The sequence below is a fragment of the Polaromonas sp. P1_F9 genome (assembly GCF_056405615.1).
Genome location: NZ_JBFUBT010000006.1, coordinates 116,618 through 131,724 on the forward strand (window position 1 = coordinate 116,618; position 15,107 = coordinate 131,724).

At 62.8% G+C, this 15,107-nt stretch carries 12 protein-coding genes; all 12 read left to right on the top strand.

The annotated features are described in order from the left end of the window. The first annotated feature begins 1 nt into the window (after position 1). The 12 genes from AC1DYR_RS17930 (at position 2) to AC1DYR_RS17985 (ending at position 15,087) form a co-directional block, all read left to right on the top strand. Positions 2-1,489, top strand: a complete 1,488-nt coding sequence (locus tag AC1DYR_RS17930; protein ID WP_477706295.1) for a UDP-N-acetylmuramoyl-L-alanyl-D-glutamate--2,6-diaminopimelate ligase — start codon at positions 2-4, stop codon at positions 1,487-1,489. After that, a complete protein-coding gene (locus tag AC1DYR_RS17935; RefSeq protein ID WP_477706296.1) occupies positions 1,486-2,895 on the top strand; it encodes a UDP-N-acetylmuramoyl-tripeptide--D-alanyl-D-alanine ligase in 1,410 nt (469 codons plus the stop codon). The genes AC1DYR_RS17930 and AC1DYR_RS17935 overlap by 4 nt, the downstream gene beginning before the upstream one ends. Continuing rightward, a complete protein-coding gene (gene mraY, locus AC1DYR_RS17940) occupies positions 2,885-4,063 on the top strand; it encodes a phospho-N-acetylmuramoyl-pentapeptide-transferase (protein ID WP_477706297.1) in 1,179 nt (392 codons plus the stop codon). Before AC1DYR_RS17935 ends, mraY begins: the two co-directional genes overlap by 11 nt. Before the next feature lie 5 nt (positions 4,064-4,068). Next, the gene (murD, locus tag AC1DYR_RS17945; protein WP_477706298.1) at positions 4,069-5,859 is read left to right on the top strand and encodes a UDP-N-acetylmuramoyl-L-alanine--D-glutamate ligase; all 1,791 of its coding nucleotides are present in this window, start codon (positions 4,069-4,071) and stop codon (positions 5,857-5,859) included. Further along, positions 5,856-7,112 (top strand): putative lipid II flippase FtsW, encoded by a 1,257-nt coding sequence (gene ftsW, locus AC1DYR_RS17950; RefSeq protein WP_477706299.1) that lies wholly within the window; start codon positions 5,856-5,858, stop codon positions 7,110-7,112. Before murD ends, ftsW begins: the two co-directional genes overlap by 4 nt. Further along, entirely contained in the window at positions 7,109-8,191 is a 1,083-nt protein-coding gene (gene murG, locus AC1DYR_RS17955) for an undecaprenyldiphospho-muramoylpentapeptide beta-N-acetylglucosaminyltransferase (RefSeq protein WP_477706300.1), read from the top strand. The genes ftsW and murG overlap by 4 nt, the downstream gene beginning before the upstream one ends. Then, complete coding sequence (gene murC / locus AC1DYR_RS17960) at positions 8,188-9,621, top strand: UDP-N-acetylmuramate--L-alanine ligase (RefSeq protein ID WP_477706301.1); 1,434 nt, start codon at positions 8,188-8,190, stop codon at positions 9,619-9,621. The genes murG and murC overlap by 4 nt, the downstream gene beginning before the upstream one ends. A gap of 8 nt (positions 9,622-9,629) precedes the next feature. Continuing rightward, complete coding sequence (locus AC1DYR_RS17965; RefSeq protein WP_477706302.1) at positions 9,630-10,595, top strand: D-alanine--D-alanine ligase; 966 nt, start codon at positions 9,630-9,632, stop codon at positions 10,593-10,595. After that, complete coding sequence (locus AC1DYR_RS17970; protein ID WP_477706303.1) at positions 10,592-11,395, top strand: cell division protein FtsQ/DivIB; 804 nt, start codon at positions 10,592-10,594, stop codon at positions 11,393-11,395. Before AC1DYR_RS17965 ends, AC1DYR_RS17970 begins: the two co-directional genes overlap by 4 nt. A gap of 4 nt (positions 11,396-11,399) precedes the next feature. Further along, positions 11,400-12,629 (top strand): cell division protein FtsA, encoded by a 1,230-nt coding sequence (ftsA, locus tag AC1DYR_RS17975; RefSeq protein WP_431098281.1) that lies wholly within the window; start codon positions 11,400-11,402, stop codon positions 12,627-12,629. 151 nt (positions 12,630-12,780) lie between these two features. Next, a complete protein-coding gene (gene ftsZ / locus AC1DYR_RS17980; protein WP_457281095.1) occupies positions 12,781-14,010 on the top strand; it encodes a cell division protein FtsZ in 1,230 nt (409 codons plus the stop codon). 99 nt (positions 14,011-14,109) lie between these two features. After that, positions 14,110-15,087 (top strand): dienelactone hydrolase family protein, encoded by a 978-nt coding sequence (locus AC1DYR_RS17985; protein ID WP_477706304.1) that lies wholly within the window; start codon positions 14,110-14,112, stop codon positions 15,085-15,087. Positions 15,088-15,107 lie beyond the last annotated feature (20 nt).

Below are 15,107 nucleotides of genomic sequence, written 5' to 3' on the forward strand. Positions count from 1 at the left end.
CATGCAACTCCACACCCCTGAACAAGCCGCCGGGTGGTTGCGCGAACGCGTGAGCGGCGGCCTGTGCACAGACAGCCGCAGGCTGACCCCGGGCGACGGCTTTATCGCCTGGCCCGGCACCGCGACCGACGGGCGCAAGTTTGTGGGCAGCGCGTTGAATGCGGGCGCCACTGCCTGTCTGGTCGAACAGGAAGGCGCGGCCGCCTTCGGTTTCCAGGACGAAAAGATCGCCGAATACGCCGGTCTCAAGGCTGCGACCGGGCCTATCGCCGCCGTCTACTTCAATCAACCGAGCCGGCAGTTGCGGGTTTCCGCTGTGACCGGCACCAACGGCAAGACCTCCACCGCCTGGTGGCTGGCGCAGGCTCTGGGCCGGCTGGGTCACAAATGCGGCGTCATTGGGACGCTGGGCATAGGTGAGCCTGGTGCCATGGTTTCCAACGGCCTGACGACGCCCGACCCGGTGCTGCTGCAACAGGAACTTCGACGCTTCGCCGACCAGGGTTTTGTCGCCTGCGCGCTGGAGGCCTCCTCCATCGGCGTGGTCGAACACCGCCTGGACGCGACCGCCATTGAGGTCGCAATTTTTACCAATTTCACGCAGGATCACCTCGACTACCACGCTTCCATGCAAGCCTACTGGGAGGCCAAGGCCGCGCTGTTCGGCTGGCCGGGCCTGAAGGCGGCGGTCATCAATATTGACGATGCCAAGGGTGCAGAACTGAAAGAGTCGCTCGCGAGGAGTGGCCTGGATCTCTGGACTGTGTCCTGTGCGCAGCCGGCACGCCTGCAGGCGCGCAAGATCGAGCATGGCACTGATGCCCTGAGCTTCGAGGTGACGGAGGGTGCCGAAAGCCATACGCTGGCTGCCCGACTGGTGGGCCAGTACAACGTGTCCAACCTGCTCGGTGTGCTCGCGGCCCTGCGCGCCATGGGTGTGTCGCTGGCCGACGCGGTCAAGGCCTGTGCCGGCCTGCTGCCCGTGCCCGGGCGCACCGAGACGCTGGCCGTCCCGGGCCGGCCGCTGGTGGTGATCGATTACGCCCACACGCCCGACGCTCTTGAAAAGGTGCTGCTCGCGCTGCGGCCGGCAGCGGCACGTCGCAATGGACAGCTCTGGTGCGTGTTCGGTTGCGGTGGTGACCGCGACACCACCAAGCGTCCGTTGATGGCAGCCGTAGCCGAAAAAAATGCCGACCAGGTGGTGGTGACCAGCGACAACCCGCGCAGCGAGAACCCGCTAGCCATCATCTGCCAGGTGCTGCTGGGCCTGAGCCATCGCGATGCCGTGCATGTGCAGGCCGACCGCGCCGCTGCCATCACGCACGCCCTGAGCCTCGCCGGCTCCGACGACGTGGTGTTGCTGGCCGGCAAGGGCCACGAAAGTTTTCAGGAAGTGGACGGTGTAAAACTCCCTTTCTCCGACCGCGAGCATGCGCAGGCGGCGCTCGATGCTTTGGCCGCACCCCGGCAAGGAACGCAATCATGATGCGCCTGCAACAGTCCCTCGATTGGCTGCCCGACGCCCGCCTCGTGGGCGACGGCGGCGTGCAGGCCTTGCGCGTCAACACCGACACGCGCAGCCTGCAGGCCGGCGACCTGTTCGTGGCGCTCAAGGGCGAGCGTTTCGACGCCCACGATTTCCTCGCGCAAGCCAAGGCACAAGGCGCGGTCGCTGCGATTGCCCACCACGGTCTGGCGCAAGCCGGGCTGCCGGGGCTGGAAGTGGCCGACACGCGCCTGGCGCTGGGGCGGCTGGCGGCTGGTTGGCGGTCCCAGTTCCGCTTGCCGCTGGTGGCGGTCACGGGCAGCAACGGCAAAACCACCGTCACGCAGATGATCGCCTCGATACTGCGTGCCTGGAAGGCCGATAAGGCCTTCGCGACCGAAGGCAATCTTAATAATGACATCGGCGTGCCGCTCACGCTGCTGCGACTGTCGGCCGCGCACGAAGTGGGGGTGGTCGAGCTGGGTATGAACCACCCGGGCGAGATTGCCTATCTGGCCGAAATTACCGGGCCTACCGTCGCGCTGGTCAACAATGCGCAGCGCGAACATCTGGAATTCATGGCCACGGTGGAAGCGGTGGCGCGTGAAAACGGCTCGGTATTTGCGTCGCTGGATGCGGGCGGCACGGCGGTCTTTCCGGCCGACGACGACTACGCTCCGCTGTGGCGTGAACTGGTCGGCACGCGCAAGGTGCTGACCTTCGCGCTCTTGGGCCCCGCCGACATCACAGGCACCGCGCAATGGGAGGGCGGCTGCTGGAAGGTGGTGGCTACGACCCCGGCGGGCAACACCGATTTCTCTCTGCACATCGCCGGCCGGCACAACGTCAAGAACGCCTTGGCCGCTGCGGCCTGTGCGCTGGCTGCGGGTGTTCCCCTGGCATCCATCTCCGAGGGTCTTGCGGCTTTTGTGCCGGTCAAGGGCCGTTCCCGTGCCATTGCCGTGGCCCTGCCAGGCCGGGTGTTGACGCTGGTCGACGACAGCTACAACGCCAATCCTGACTCCATGCGCGCCGCGCTGGAGGTCCTCGCCGAGCTGCCCGGCCCGCGCCTGATGGTGATGGGTGACATGGGCGAGGTCGGCAACCAGGGGCCGCAGTTCCACGATGAAGCCGGGCGCCATGCACGCGCGCTGGGTATTGAAAAATTGTTCACATTGGGCGAGCAGTCAAAGCATGCCGCGGCCGGTTTCGGCGGCGCGCAGATTTTCGGTGACATGGATGAACTCGCTGCCGCCGTGCTGGCCGAGCTGCCTCACACCGGCAGCTTGCTGGTCAAGGGTTCGCGCTTCATGAAGATGGAACGTGTGGTCCAGACCATTACGGCCAAGGCGCAAGATCAAAAACAACATCAACAACTTCAAAAGGACGAGCCTCATGCTGCTTAGTCTGGCCCAGTGGCTCCAGTCAATGTCCCCCGAATTCGGGTCCTTCAGGGTATTCCAGTACCTGACGTTCCGTGCAGTCATGGCCGCGCTCACAGCACTGCTGATCGGTCTGTTGGCTGGCCCCTTTGTGATCCGGCGGCTGATCTCGCTGAAAATCGGGCAGCCGATTCGGGAATACGCGATGCAGACACATTTGAGCAAGAGCGGCACGCCCACCATGGGCGGTGTGCTGATTTTGCTGTCTATCGGAATTTCCACGTTGCTGTGGTTCGATTTGTCCAACCGTTTCGTCTGGATCGTCCTCATCGTCACGTTGGGCTTTGGCGCCATAGGCTGGGCAGACGACTGGCGCAAAGTCGTACTCAAGGATCCGGAAGGTATGCGCTCACGCGAGAAATATCTGTGGCAGTCCATCATCGGCCTCATCGCGGCGCTGTATCTGGTGTTCAGCATCTCCGAGAGCTCCAACATGCGCGTGCTCGAACTGTTCTTCAGTTGGGTGCAGTCGGGCTTTGACGTGAACCTGCCGCCCAAGGCCGGCCTGCTGGTGCCCTTCGTCAAGGAAATCAGCTACCCGCTGGGCGTATTCGGCTTCGTGATCCTGACTTACCTCGTGATCGTAGGCTCCAGCAATGCTGTCAATCTGACCGACGGGTTGGACGGTCTCGCCATCATGCCGGTGGTCATGGTGGGCTCGGCGCTCGGTGTGTTCGCTTACGTCACCGGCAGCTCGGTCTACTCCAAATACCTGTTCTTCCCACACATCCCCGGCTCGGGTGAGCTGCTGATTTTTTGTTCGGCCATGGCAGGCGCCGGTCTGGCCTTTCTGTGGTTCAACACGCACCCGGCCCAGGTCTTCATGGGCGACGTGGGCGCGCTGGCGCTGGGCGCCGCGCTGGGCACCATCGCGGTCATCGTGCGCCAGGAAATCGTGCTGGCCATCATGGGCGGCATCTTCGTCGTCGAGGCGCTCTCCGTGATGATGCAGGTGACCTGGTTCAAGTACACCAAGAAGCGCTACGGCGAAGGCCGCCGCATCCTCAAGATGGCGCCGCTGCACCATCATTTCGAGAAAAGCGGTTGGAAAGAAACGCAGGTGGTCGTGCGTTTCTGGATCATCACCATGCTGTTGTGCCTTGTCGGCCTTTCCACCTTGAAGCTCAGGTAACAGGCATGCGGCATTTACAAGACCAAACCGTGTTGATTCTGGGCCTGGGCGCGTCCGGCCTGGCCATGGCGCGTTGGTGCGCGCGCCACGGGGCGCACGTGACGGTCGCCGACACGCGCGAAGCGCCGCCTTTGCTCGCCACCTTGCGCGAAGAACTACCGGGCATGGAATTTTTAAGTGGCGCCTTCAAGCCCGAACTGGTGCAGGGCACGTCCGTGCGCGCCGTCTATCGCTCGCCCGGCCTGACGCCCGAGACCATCGCGCCCGTGGCTGATGCCGCGCGCGCCATGGGATTGCCTGTGGGTGGGGAGCTGGATTTGTTCGCGCGGGCTTTGGCAGATCTACGCGAGCCACCGACCGTTGAGGCAATCGAGGAATCCGACCTGGGTGCTGCATCTTCCGAGCCAACGGCTGAAGTGCCCTTGCCCGACGTGCCCGAAGCTGTTGACGAAGCCGCTGCAGCCGATGTCGCTGATTCACCCGAAGACCAGGCCGCTGTGGCGGCCGACGCTTCACGCGACCTGCAAGAGACGGGCATTGCCGCACCGGATGCCACGGACGACGCGCCTGTTCCAGACGAGACCGGTGAAGATGCCACACTGCCCGCGGCTCTGCTGGCCCTGGTGCAAGTCGAACCCGTGCCGGGCTACCGTCCCGCAGTGCTGGCCATCACGGGAACCAACGGCAAAACCACGGTGACTTCGCTGCTGGGCCAACTGGTGCAGCGCGCCGGAAAAACCGTGGCCGTGGCTGGCAACATAGGCCCGACGCTGCTCGACACGCTGTCGGCCCATATGGATGCGCAAACCCTGCCGCAAGTTTGGGTGCTGGAGCTGTCCAGTTTCCAGCTCGCCGACGTGCAGGGCTTTGAGCCAACGGCCGCCGCGGTGCTCAACATCACGCAGGACCATCTGGACTGGCACGGCGACATGGACGCTTACGTCGCGGCGAAAGCCAGGGTCTTCGGTGCCAGCACCTTCATGCTGCTCAATCGCGATGACGCTCGCGTGATGGCCATGCTGCCGCCGCCCGTCAAGGTGCGCCTGAAGCCGCCACAAGTGCGTGCCCATGCGACCTTCGGTGCCGGCGAGCCGCAGCGCCCCGGCGACTACGGCATCGAAACCGTCAATGGCATGACCTGGCTGGTGCGCGCGGCCGAGGCGGACGAAACCATCAAGCGTCGCAAGGACGAAGAGGTGGAGCTGCATGTGCAGCGCCTGATGCCGATTGAAGCCCTTCGCATACGCGGGCGGCACAACGCCACCAACGCCCTGGCGGCACTGGGCCTGGCCGTGGCTGCAGGCTGCAATCTGGCCCCCATGCTGCACGGCCTGCGCGAATACCGCGGTGAGCCGCATCGCGTGGAATCAGTGGCCGTCGTCAATGACATCGAGTACTTCGACGACAGCAAGGGCACCAATGTGGGCGCCACCGTGGCAGCTCTGACGGGGTTGGGCCTGGAGCGCAAGCTGGTACTCATTCTGGGCGGCGAAGGTAAGGGGCAGGACTTCTCGCCGCTGGCGGATCCGGTGCAGCGCCACGTCCGGGCTGTGGTGCTGATGGGGCGCGACGCACCTCTCATCAAGGAAGTCCTGCCGCGCAATATTCCAGTGTTCGACGCCGTATCCATGGAGGAGGCGGTCACTTTGGCCGCGCAGCAGGCACAGACCGGTGACGCCGTCCTGATGTCGCCGGCCTGTGCCAGCTTCGACATGTTCGACAACTACGAGCACCGGGCCAAGGTCTTTTGCGAAGCCGTGCAGGCGTTGGCGCAAGAACAGGGGCACGTGCTGTGACGGCTGTTGTGCGCTTTTTCGGCTGGTTCTCCGGTTTCGGCAAGGCCGCGTCGGAAGTCCTTCCCGTGCGGCTTGGCGGACACAGCCGGCCACAGACGCTGGCCGCACCTCCTGTTCGCATGGCAGGTTTTGACCAGGCGCTGCTGTGGGTCACCGTGGCCTTGTTGATGTGGGGCCTTGTGATGGTGTATTCAGCTTCCGTCGCCATGCCTGACAACCCCAAATTCGCGCGCTATGCGCATACCCATTTCCTGCTGCGCCATGTGTTGTCGCTGGTGGTCGCTCTCATCGTTGCCGTCCTGGCATTCCAGGTGCCGCTGGCCACTTGGGAAAAACTGGCGCCTTGGCTGTTTGTCCTCTCCCTGCTGCTGCTGATACTGGTCCTGGTGCCTTTTATCGGGAAAGGCGTGAATGGCGCCCGCCGCTGGATTTCGCTGGGCATCATGAACTTTCAGCCCTCCGAACTCGCCAAGTTCGCGGTACTCCTTTATGCGGCGGATTACATGGTCCGCAAGATGGAAGTGAAAGAGCGCTTCTTCCGCGCGGTAATGCCCATGGCTGTGGCCATAGCGATTGTCGGATTGTTATTGCTGGCCGAACCCGACATGGGCGCGTTCATGGTGATCTCGGTCATTGCGATGGGCATTCTCTTCCTGGGCGGTGTCAACGCCCGCATGTTTTTTGTCATCGCGGCCGTCGTGGTGGTTGCCTTCAGCCTGATGGTGATGCTCAGCGAATGGCGACGTGAACGCATTTTTGCCTATCTCGACCCGTGGAGCGACAAATACTCCATGGGCAAGGGTTACCAGCTCTCCCACTCCCTGATTGCCTTCGGCCGCGGCGAGATTTTCGGTGTGGGCCTGGGCGGCAGCATTGAGAAGCTGCATTGGCTGCCCGAAGCGCACACCGACTTCCTGATGGCTGTGATCGGCGAGGAGTTTGGATTGCTGGGCGTGCTGGCGGTGATCGGCATGTTCATGTGGATGACCCGCCGCATCATGCACATCGGTCGCCAGTCGATTGCCCTGGACCGCCTGTTTGCCGGTCTGGTGGCGCAAGGCGTGGGCATCTGGATAGGTTTCCAGACCTTCATCAACATTGGCGTGAACCTCGGTGCACTGCCTACCAAGGGCCTCACACTGCCGCTGATGAGTTATGGCGGTTCGGCGATTTTGATGAACCTGATTTCTTTGGCCGTGGTGCTGAGGATTGACTATGAGAATCGCCTGCTCATGAGAGGAGGCCGCGCATGAGCAAGCAACACTGTGCTTTGGTGATGGCCGGAGGAACGGGCGGGCACATTTTTCCGGGCCTGGCTGTGGCTGAGGCCCTGCGGGAGCGCGGCTGGCGGGTGCACTGGCTGGGCGGGCGTGGCAGCGCAGTTCGCCCCAGCATGGAAAGCCAGCTGGTGCCGCCCCGCGGTTTTCCCTTCGAATCGATTGATTTTTCCGGTGTGCGGGGCAAAGGGCCGGTCACGCTGGCATTCTTGCCCCTGCGCCTGCTCAAGGCGTTTTGGCAAAGCATCCAGGTGGTACGCCGCGTCAAGCCCGATGTGGTGGTCGGCCTGGGCGGCTACATCAGTTTTCCGGCCGGGATGATGAGCGTGCTGTTGGGTAAGCCCCTGATTCTGCACGAGCAGAATTCGGTGGCGGGTATGGTCAACAAGGTGCTGGCGGGTGTGGCTGACCGCGTCTTCACCGCATTTCCGGGCGTGTTGCCCAAAGCCGAATGGATAGGCAACCCCCTGCGGCCAGCATTTACCCGGCAGCCCGGCCCGCAAGAGCGCTTTGCCGGACGCAGCGGTCCCCTGAAGCTGCTGGTGGTCGGCGGCAGCCTGGGCGCCCGGGGCTTGAACGAGCTGGTGCCCAAAGCCCTCGCGCTGATCCCTGAGGCAGAACGACCACAGGTTCTCCACCAAAGCGGCGCGCTGCAGATTGAGGAATTGCGCGCCAACTATGCAGCGGCTGGCGTGTCGGCCGAGCTCACACCTTTTATTGAAGACACCGCGAAGGCCTTCGCCGATGCCGACCTGGTCATTTGCCGCGCCGGCGCCAGTACGGTCACGGAAATCGCTGCTGTAGGCGCTGCGGCACTGTTTGTGCCTTTTCCCGCGGCGGTCGACGACCACCAGACAGTCAACGCGAAGTTCCTGGTCGACCAGGGCGGTGGATGGCTGGTCCAGCAGCGCGACCTCAGCGCCGGAATGCTGGCAGAGATGCTGCAAAAAACAGAGCGGCTTGCGCTCGTCCAGAGTGCCTTACAGGCCAAAACCATGCAAAAAACTGAAGCCACGGCCCGCGTGGTGGCCGCTTGCGAGGATCTGGCGACATGAAACACGCCATCAAAAACATTCACTTCATCGGTCTGGGCGGCGCCGGCATGTCTGGCATTGCAGAGGTGCTGCACAACCTGGGATACGTCATTTCGGGGTCTGACCTGTCGGACAGCCCGACGTTGCGACGCCTGGGCAAGCTCGGCATCAAGACCTTCGTCGGTCACGCCGCCGGCAACCTTGAGATGGTCGATGCCGTAGTGACATCCACCGCAGTACAGGCCGACAACCCCGAGGTTCTGGCGGCGCGTGAAAAACGCATTCCCGTGGTGCCGCGCGCGCTGATGCTGGCCGAACTGATGCGCCTGAAACAGGGCATCGCGATTGCCGGGACGCATGGCAAAACTACCACCACCAGCCTGGTCGCCAGCGTGTTGGCCGAGGGCGGCCTGGACCCAACTTTTGTGATCGGCGGGCGCCTCAACAGCGCCGGTGCCAACGCCAAACTCGGCTCGGGCGACTACATTGTGGTCGAAGCTGACGAATCGGATGCTTCGTTCCTGAACCTGCTGCCCGTGATGGCGGTCGTCACCAACATCGACGCTGACCACATGGAGACTTACGGTCACGATTTCGGCAACCTCAAGAAAGCTTTTGTCGACTTCCTGCACCGCATGCCTTTTTACGGTACGGCGATCTTGTGCACCGACGACCCGGCCGTACGCGACATCGTGCCGCAGGTTTCCTGTCCCATTACCAGCTATGGTTTCGGCGAAGATGCGCAGGTGCGCGCCGTCAACGTGCGGCCAGTGGGCGCACAGATGCATTTCACGGCACAGCGCCGCAATGGCGTGACCTTGCCAGACATGGACGTGGTGCTCAATCTGGCCGGCGAGCACAACGTGCTCAATGCCCTGTCGGCCATTGCCATTGCCGTTGAGCTCAACGTGCCCGACGCGGCAGTACAGAAAGCGCTGGCTGAATTCCGGGGCGTCGGACGGCGCTTCCAGAGTTACGGGGACATGCCGGCCAAGGGCGGCGGACATTTCACCGTGATCGAAGACTATGGCCATCACCCGGTGGAAATGGCCGCGACGCTGGCTGCCGCGCGCGGCGCCTTCCCTGGCCGGCGACTGGTACTGGCCTTCCAGCCGCACCGCTACACCCGCACACGTGACTGTTTCGAAGATTTCGTCAAGGTCATCGGCAACGCCGATGCAGTGCTGCTCTCCGAGGTATATGCCGCCGGTGAAGCACCTATCGTGGCCGCAGACGGACGCTCGCTGGCGCGGGCTTTGCGCGTGGCGGGCAAGGTAGAACCTGTCTTTGTGGATGAGATCGATGCCATGCCGCAGGCCATCCTTGACAACACGCTGGATGGGGACGTCGTGATGTGCATGGGTGCCGGATCCATCGGCATGGTGCCCGCAAAGGTTGCTGAAATGCTGGAGCCGGCAGGGCATGAAGACTCCAGAGAGGTCCGGACATGAAAGCAGACATGTTGAATTTTCGAAAAGTCGCCGTCCTGATGGGCGGGCTGTCGGCCGAGCGCGAAGTCTCGCTGATGTCTGGTAACGGGGTACTGAAAGCGCTTCGCTCGCGTGGCGTGGATGCCCACGCCTTCGATCCCGCCGAGCGCGACCTGAGCGAGCTGAAGAGGGACGGGTTCGAGCGTTGCTTCATCGCATTGCATGGACGCTTCGGCGAGGATGGCACGGTGCAAGGCGCGCTCGAATTGCTGGGCATTCCCTACACCGGTTCCGGCGTCATGGCTTCCAGCATGGCCATCGACAAGGTCATGACCAAGCGCGTGATGATTTCCGAAGGATTGCCGACGCCTCAGTACCGTCTGTTGCGCCGCGGCACTTATGGCGCTGCCGACATTGCCGCCCTGCCGGATGCGCTCGGCCTGCCGCTGATCGTCAAGCCGGCACGCGAAGGTTCATCGATCGGGCTGACCAAGGTGACGGAACGCTCCGCCATGGCCGGCGCCGTGGCACAGGCCGAAAAACTCGATGCTGATGTCCTGTGCGAGCAATTCATCAGCGGTGACGAGGTGACCTGCCCGGTGCTGGGTACCGGTGCCGGTGCGCGCGCACTGCCGGTCATCCGCATCGTGGCGCCCGACGGCAACTACGACTACCAGAACAAATACTTCACCGACAGCACCCAGTACCTGGTGCCCTGCGGGCTGCCCGAGGGCGAAGAGGCTGTCATCCAGCAGCTTGTGCTGGACACCTTTCGCATTCTCAATTGCCGCGGCTGGGCCCGCGCCGACGTGATGATAGACAAGGCCACGCGCAAGCCCTACCTGCTGGAAATCAACACGTCGCCGGGCATGACCGGGCATTCGCTGGTACCTATGTCCGCCCGTGCAGCCGGTATCTCCTATGAAGACCTTTGCATCGAAGTGCTGAAGACTGCTTCGCTCGACCACCAAAAACACGGAGGAGCCGCCGCTTGAGCAGAACCCTGCCACTGCCGCCTTCCTTGCCGCTGGACGTCAAGCTCATGAACACCTTCTCGGTGGTTCTGGGCCTGGCGTTTGCCGCCATGGTTGCGTCACTGGCTGTGGCGTGGCTCATGCGCCAGTCCCTGTTCAGCCTGAATGCGATCCATGTGGAGGGCGACCTTGCACACAACAACGCGGTCACGCTGCGGGCCAATGTGGCGCCCAGGTTGTCCGGCAATTTTTTCACGGTGAACCTGGGCGCCACGCGCGCGGTGTTCGAGTCTGTTCCCTGGGTGCGCAGGGCGCTGGTGCAGCGCGAATTTCCCAACCGGCTGAAGGTGGTGCTGCAGGAACACAAGCCGGTGGCGTTCTGGGGGGCTGAGGGCGACGCCCGGCTCGTCAACAGCTTCGGTGAAGTGTTTGAGGCCAACCAGGGCGACGTCGAGGCGGAAGACCTGCCGGTGCTCAATGGGCCGCCGGGTCAGGCGGCGCAGGTACTGCAGGCCTACCAGGCGCTGGCGCCGATGTTCGATGAAACAGACGCCACGCTGGAGCAATTGCAGATGACCGGCCAGGGTGGCTGGCGTGCCCAGCTGGACAGCGGCGCCGTGATCGAACTGGGGCACGGGTCGCTGGACGAAATCCAGGCACGCACCCGCCGCTTTATTGCCACGGTGACGCAGGTGTCATCCCGGTACGGGCGGGACCTGGAATCCGCCGACCTGCGTTACGGCAATGGGTATGCGATCAGGCTCAGGGGTGTCACCACGGGAAGCTCCGCTGACAAAGACGACGGAAAGAAAAAAAGGTAAACATATGGCCAAGGAATACAAAGATCTGGTGGTCGGGCTGGACATCGGAACCAGCAAGGTCATGGCGGTGGTGGCCGAGGTCATGCCGGGCGGAGAGCTCAAGCTTGCCGGCCTGGGCATCGCGGCGAGCAACGGGCTCAAGCGCGGGGTGGTCGTCAATATTGACGCCACGGTGCAAAGCATCCAGCAGGCCCTGAAAGAGGCCGAACTGATGGCCGACTGCAAGATCGCCCGTGTCTACACCGGTATCACCGGCAGCCATATCCGCGGCATCAACTCCAGCGGCATGGTGGCGGTGAAGGACAAGGAAGTCACGCAGGCCGACGTGGCGCGGGTGATCGAGACGGCCAAGGCCATCAACATCTCGACCGACCAGCGCCTGCTGCTGGTGGAGCCGCAGGAGTTCGTGATTGACGGACAGGACGTGCGCGAGCCCATCGGCATGAGCGGCATACGCCTGGAAGCCAAGGTGCACATCGTGACGGGCGCCCAGAGCGCCGCTGAAAACATCATCAAATGCGTGCGGCGCTGTGGGCTTGAAGTCGATCAGCTCATGCTCAACCCGCTGGCTTCGAGCCTGGCCGTGTTGACACAGGACGAGCAGGAGCTCGGTGTGGCGATGGTCGATATCGGTGCCGGCACCACCGACGTGGCCATCTTCACCGGTGGCGCCATCCGGCACACCGCGGTGATCCCGATCGCCGGTGACCTCATCACCAGCGACATCGCGATGGCGCTGCGCACGCCCACCAAGGACGCAGAAGACATCAAGGTGGAAAGCGGTTACGCCAAGCAGCTGCTGGCCGATCCCGACACGCAGGTGGAAGTACCCGGGCTGGGCGACCGGGGGCCGCGCATGCTGAGCAAGCAGGCACTGGCGGGCGTGATCGAGCCGCGCATCGAGGAAATCTTCTCGCTGGTCCAGCAGGTGATCCGCGAGTCGGGCTACGAAGAGGTGTTGTCTTCGGGCATCGTTATTACCGGTGGCAGTGCTGTCATGCCCGGCATGGTGGAGCTCGGTGAGGACATCTTCCTCAAACCGGTTCGCCGGGGCATACCGCGCTACAACAGTGCGCTGTCAGACATGGTGGCCCAGGCCCGCGCCGCCACAGTCATGGGCTTGCTCGAAGAAGCCCGGCTGGCGCGAATGCGGGGCTACAAGGTGTCGCAAAAGGCAGGCAGTGTGCACAACGCATTCGGCCGGGTCAAAGACTGGTTTGTGGGGAATTTCTGATCATGAATACCTATTCCACTTTTATCGGCAGGCCCTCGCGTTGTATGCATTCAGGCGGGGCGGATCCTCCCGCGTAAGCCTGTCATGTCAAACATAAATACAACGTTCTGAAAATTTTGGCAACTGCAGTTTATTGATTAGGAGGCTCCCAATGAGCATCGAAATGATTGAAATCGAAGAATTTAACCAGGGCACACAGATCAAGGTGATCGGCGTGGGCGGCGGTGGCGGCAACGCTGTGGGGCACATGATCGAATGCGGCGTGCAAGGCGTCGAATTCATCTGCGCCAATACCGACGCGCAGGCACTCAGCCGCGGCAGCGCGCACAAGACCATCCAGCTGGGCGCCAGCGGTCTGGGCGCGGGCAGCAAGCCCGACAAGGGTCGCGATGCGGCAGAGCTGGCGGTGGACGATATTCGCAGCGCCATTGCCGGCGCGCACATGTTGTTCATCACCGCAGGCATGGGCGGCGGCACCGGTACCGGTGCCGCCCCCGTGATCGCACGCGTGGCCAAGGAGATGGGCATCCTGACGGTCGGCGTGGTGACCAAGCCGTTTGATTTTGAAGGCGGTCGCCGCATGACCAACGCCGACCTCGGCCTTGCAGAACTCGAAGCCAACGTTGACTCGCTAATCGTGGTGCTCAATGAAAAGCTGCTCGAAGTGCTGGGTGACGACGTCACGCAGGATGAAGCTTTTGCGCATGCCAACGACGTGCTGAAAAACGCCGTGGGCGGCATTGCCGAAATCATCAACGTGCCCGGCCATGTCAACGTCGACTTTGAAGACGTGCGTACCGTGATGGGTGAACCCGGCAAGGCCATGATGGGAACGGCCAAGGCCAACGGTCCTGATCGTGCGCGCATCGCCGCCGAACAGGCTGTAGCTTGCCCGCTTCTGGAAGGCATTGACCTGTCGGGCGCCAAAGGCGTGCTGGTGCTGATCACCGCGGCCAAGGGCTCGCTCAAGCTGAGCGAATCCAAGCTGGCGATGAACACCATCCGCGCATACGCTTCCCCCGATGCGCATGTGATCTACGGCACGGCCTACGACGATGAGCTGGGCGACGACATCCGTGTGACCGTGGTCGCAACGGGCCTCTCACGCCAGGGCGTGCGCCGCCACGCCCCGCCGCTGCAGGTGCTGCGCACGGGTACTGACAACGTGCCGTTCAATGTCCCGACGCTGAACACAACGGCCAATGGCGCCGGCACGGCGCAGACGGCCATGGGATCGGCACAGCCTGACTACGGCAACATGTCGGTGCCCAGCGTGTGGCGTACCAACCGGACCCAGGCGGCCGCAAAAGTCGACGCCCTGGCCTCCGGCGGAATGGACGACTTCGAGATTCCTGCTTTCCTGCGCAAGCAGGCCGATTAAGGTTCTCGCAAGTGGATCATTAAAAGGGTGGACTGGTTGCAGTCCGCCCTTTTTTCTGGCCTTTCCAATTCGGAGCATCTCAGGAAGAAAGAGGTCGCCATGGACATGCGAGGGCTTTGCGCCACGCTGGTCGTTCTTTTCGCACAACCTGCGGTTGCCCAGACCGCCAGGCCCGAAGCAGCCGAAAAAGTGAGTTGGCCCAGCATGGTGTGTGCGGGTACTCCCTTTGTCTGCAGCAAGCTCCATGCGCAGGGTTACCTGTTCAGTCAGCCTGGACAGACGAAGGTTGTGATGATCTCGCACGGATCGCAGGGCATCGACAGCCGCATGTTCGACTATGTGGACAGCCTTCAGAAAGAGGGTTTCGCAGCGCCGGTGATCGATCACTGGAAGCCCCGAGGCATCGACGTGACGCACAACGACTATCCGGCGGCATCGCGCAAAGGCGGTAACGAATTCAATATGGCCGTTGACAGCCTCGCAGCTGCCGGCTGGTTGCGCAGCCGAGGTTTCGAGAAGGTCGGCAGCATCGGTGAGTCGCAGGGTGGCGGTGCCGCAGTCATGATGCAGCAGAAATTCGCCCACGCACTGATTGAGCGCAACATGCGGCGCTTGTACGCCGGCGACTTCAACCTCAAACCCATCGACGCGGTGGTGGGTTTGTATGGCTACTGCGGTTACCGCAATGCCCGGCGTGACGCCTACGTAAATTCCCCATTTCTTTTCATCACGGGTGAAGTGGACGACGAAACCCCGAGCCGGTACTGTGAGCGCCACGTGGGCTGGATGAACGAGCGCGGCGGCAACGCGAAGATCGTGGTACTGCAAGGTGAGGGCCACAGTTTCGACGCGCCTTACAAACGGCAACGCAATGTCTTCGGGCCGCACTATGCCAAATGCGATGTTCTGGTCGATGAGACGGGCGTGACCGAACTTAACAGCGGCATCACCATGCCCGGCGACGACGTCAACGCCATGATGGCCCGATGTGTCAGCAAGGTTTTCCACACGGGCTACTGGAAGAATCGCTTCGTCGCGGTGCCGCACTGGACGGCATTCTTCAGGCAGCGCCTGTAACAGGGCAGAACCTGTAGCAC

Coding starts and splice junctions, on each gene's coding strand:
- AC1DYR_RS17930 (WP_477706295.1), top strand. CDS start 2: ATGCAACTCCACACCCCTGAACAAGCCGCCGGGTGGTTGCGCGAACGC.
- AC1DYR_RS17935 (WP_477706296.1), top strand. CDS start 1,486: ATGATGCGCCTGCAACAGTCCCTCGATTGGCTGCCCGACGCCCGCCTC.
- mraY (WP_477706297.1), top strand. CDS start 2,885: ATGCTGCTTAGTCTGGCCCAGTGGCTCCAGTCAATGTCCCCCGAATTC.
- murD (WP_477706298.1), top strand. CDS start 4,069: ATGCGGCATTTACAAGACCAAACCGTGTTGATTCTGGGCCTGGGCGCG.
- murG (WP_477706300.1), top strand. CDS start 7,109: ATGAGCAAGCAACACTGTGCTTTGGTGATGGCCGGAGGAACGGGCGGG.
- murC (WP_477706301.1), top strand. CDS start 8,188: ATGAAACACGCCATCAAAAACATTCACTTCATCGGTCTGGGCGGCGCC.
- AC1DYR_RS17965 (WP_477706302.1), top strand. CDS start 9,630: ATGTTGAATTTTCGAAAAGTCGCCGTCCTGATGGGCGGGCTGTCGGCC.
- ftsA (WP_431098281.1), top strand. CDS start 11,400: ATGGCCAAGGAATACAAAGATCTGGTGGTCGGGCTGGACATCGGAACC.
- ftsZ (WP_457281095.1), top strand. CDS start 12,781: ATGAGCATCGAAATGATTGAAATCGAAGAATTTAACCAGGGCACACAG.
- AC1DYR_RS17985 (WP_477706304.1), top strand. CDS start 14,110: ATGGACATGCGAGGGCTTTGCGCCACGCTGGTCGTTCTTTTCGCACAA.